Genomic DNA, 2,882 nt, shown 5'->3' on the forward strand with positions numbered 1-2,882 from the left:
GCAACCCCTGCGCCATCCCGATGGAACTCCGGCCACGGCCGACAGGCCACTCCCGGTGGCCTACCACGATGCTTGCCACGCGCTCCACGGCCAGGGCATCGGCGCCCAACCCAGGGCCCTGTTGCGGCAGATCCCGCACCTGGTGATCCGCGAGGCCAGCGAAGCCGGCGTGTGCTGCGGCAGCGCCGGCATCTACAACCTGGTGCAACCGCAGGAGGCGGACGCGCTCGGGGAGCTGAAGGCCAACGATCTGGCCCACACCGGTGCCGCGGTGGTGGCCAGCGCCAACATCGGCTGCAGCCTTCAGATCCGCAAACACCTGCAGCGCTCGGGGCAGCCCCAAACCGTGACCCATCCGCTGCAGTTGCTAGCCCGCAGCGCCGGCCTCACTGCCGGCCCCAGTGATGGACCCGGCTGAGTCCGAAGCCCCCGGCGCCGCAGCAGGAGCCAATCCGCAATCATCAAGAAAATCTGCTCGTACTACTACGCAACAACCCCAAAGCATTACAGAGGTGGAGTTCTTGAGTCCTTAACAGAAGTAATTTTAGCCAACAAGCGCTTTATTTTTGAGCGGATCGAAGAGCGCGTATTGAACTCACCGTTAAAGAGATCAGGATCAAGAGTCGGCATCGGGCTGACATCACCACGCACGTAATGCCGAGGGTGATAGCGATCAAGATAGCTATGCACCAAACCTCTTTGATAGGGATATCCCGTGGAATGCAAAATATAATGCTCATCGAAATTGGTGAGTGTCCCAACGCTACTTAATATCCAATTCTCCATAAGATGACGGTCCTTCGCAGACTCACCAGTGGAATAAAAGTCTGGCGGGTTCAGCAAATGTTTTATATAAGAGCCATTCGCCCACCAAAAGTTCCCACAATAGGTCCAGAATTCCCTTGGATAAGAGGAGTGATAAATAGAACACTCCCCTTGATCAAAAGATGATGCCATGGGCCATAGCTGACATCCGCATGTGTAGTGATTTGCAAGATGATTCACGGCAAATCTCCATCTTGCGAGGCAGAAATATTCCATCATGACTGTCCAGTCATCAGAACAAATAGCCTCCCTTGTGGTCAAAGCCTTCGAGGCGCCCCTTGAATGAAAATAAAGAATAAGACTATCATCATCAAGCCGGTTTTGATCCAACTGGTTCTTCAACCAATTCAGGGTAAATCCTTCATGAACCGGGCCAGAAAAAAAATTAAGCTCTACTTGATTTGAATCCAACAAAGATTGTGGCAGATAAATCTGGTCCCCCTCCCTCAAGCTAATAAAGATTTTTGAAGCATGCTCAGCCAGCTTGGACGCAAGGAGGGTGCGCCACTGCCGGCCAATGATCGATTGATATCGACTCTTATGGTCACCACTCCACGTATGCCAAACGATATAAATATTTTTAGTGAGTTGATCTGGATATTGAAGCAAGATCCTACGGCGGCACAAAGCATCTTTAGCACAAGATTTCAAGAACTGCTCGGCTGTCTCACTACAAGGCTGATGTGGAGATCAAATCATGACCTCAGGGTGCTCCATGACGGTATGGGATTTGACTTGCGCTGCTACCAAGCCAGGGCGACCCAATCGCGAACGGGCTCGCTTTGCAACCGCTCAGCATGCGCACCCAATTGACGTGCTGGAGCATCATGAAGCGGCAGGCGCACATCCACGGTGAGCCAGAACGGACCAACGGACACGCCTGAAGCAGGTGGGCTGTCGAACGTGCTCGGGGTTGCCTTCGGCTTAGCAGGCTCGGTGGGGGGCACCGTCGGTGCAGGCATCTTGCGGAATCCCGGGCTTGTGGCGGCACAACTGCCGTCAGCGGGTTTGATCATGACCACGTGGCTCGTGGGAGGTGTCTATGCACTTCTGGGGGCCATTTGCATCGCAGAGTTGGCAGCAGCATTGCCTCGCGCCGGCGGCTGGACCGTTTACGCCGAGGAGGCTTTTGGGCGGCGCGCTGGGCTGGCGGTGGGCTGGTGCGATTGGATGGCTCACTGCATCGGCCTGGCCTGGGTATCCACCACCCTGGGCGCGTTCCTCTCCAGCCTCATCCCCATCAACAGCCCCACCTTGGCGGTTGGGGTGATCGTGTTGTTCAGCTCCATCCAGCTTTTCGGAGTGCGGGCTGGTGGAACAAGCCAGGAGCTTTTAAGCCTAGGCAAGGCGGCGGCACTCCTCACGCTCGTCGCAGCCTGCTTCCTTATGCCTTCAGTTGGCGGTCTTGCAGAACCGGTCAGTCCAGAACCAACGGCCCTTCCATCGGGCCCGGCTCTGCTGGTGCCGATTGTGATGGCGCTCCAAGCGGTGATCACCACTTACGACGGATGGGCCTCCCCGGTGTACTTCGCAGAGGAGTTCAAGGAGCCAGCCCAGGATCTTCCCCGCTCATTAATCGGTGGAGTCTTCGTAGTCTTGGCGCTCTATCTGCTGATCAACGCCGCACTGCTGCATGTGCTGCCTCTGCCCGTTCTCGCCAGTGCACAAATCCCAGCGGCTGATGCCGCCGAGATCGTGCTGGGGGAATGGGGTCACAGTGTGATCACAGTGGTGGCTGTACTGGCTCTGTTGGGGCTAATCAACACCGTGGTGATGGCCGCCCCACGCATCCTCTACCGGATGGGATTGGCAGGACTGCGACCCATCTCACTGACGCAGGTGAGCGAGGGCGGCACTCCGGTACCAGCGTTGCTGATCACGGCTGGCACAAGCTCGTTGCTCGTCTTAGCAGGAACATTCGAGCATCTGCCGGCGATCGGAGCCGTGCTCTACGTGGCCTTACCACTCAGTGGGCTGGCGGCATTGGCAACCCTTCGGCGGCAGAAACCAGATCTCGCTAGGCCGTTTTGTTGCTGGGGGTATCCATTCACGCCACT

The 2,882-nt window shown here is 56.8% G+C and carries 3 protein-coding genes; 2 read left to right on the forward strand and 1 reads right to left on the reverse strand.

The genetic code is table 11. The annotated features are described in order from the left end of the window. The coding region (locus tag ACIQ2E_RS15280) for a (Fe-S)-binding protein (RefSeq protein WP_398332367.1) at positions 1 to 418 on the forward strand (418 nt) is incomplete at its 5' end. Between the two features lie 86 nt (positions 419 to 504). Here the strand turns inward: ACIQ2E_RS15280 and ACIQ2E_RS15285 are convergent. Then, a complete protein-coding gene (locus ACIQ2E_RS15285) occupies positions 505 to 1,476 on the reverse strand; it encodes a hypothetical protein (protein ID WP_398332369.1) in 972 nt (323 codons plus the stop codon). Between the two features lie 252 nt (positions 1,477 to 1,728). On the opposite strand from ACIQ2E_RS15285, the gene ACIQ2E_RS15290 reads away from it, so the two are divergent. Further along, positions 1,729 to 2,882: APC family permease (locus tag ACIQ2E_RS15290; protein ID WP_398332371.1), on the forward strand; the 1,154-nt coding region annotated here is incomplete at its 3' end.

The sequence above is a fragment of the Vulcanococcus sp. genome (genome assembly GCF_044369115.1).
In the GTDB taxonomy this organism is placed as follows: Bacteria; Cyanobacteriota; Cyanobacteriia; order PCC-6307; family Cyanobiaceae; genus Vulcanococcus.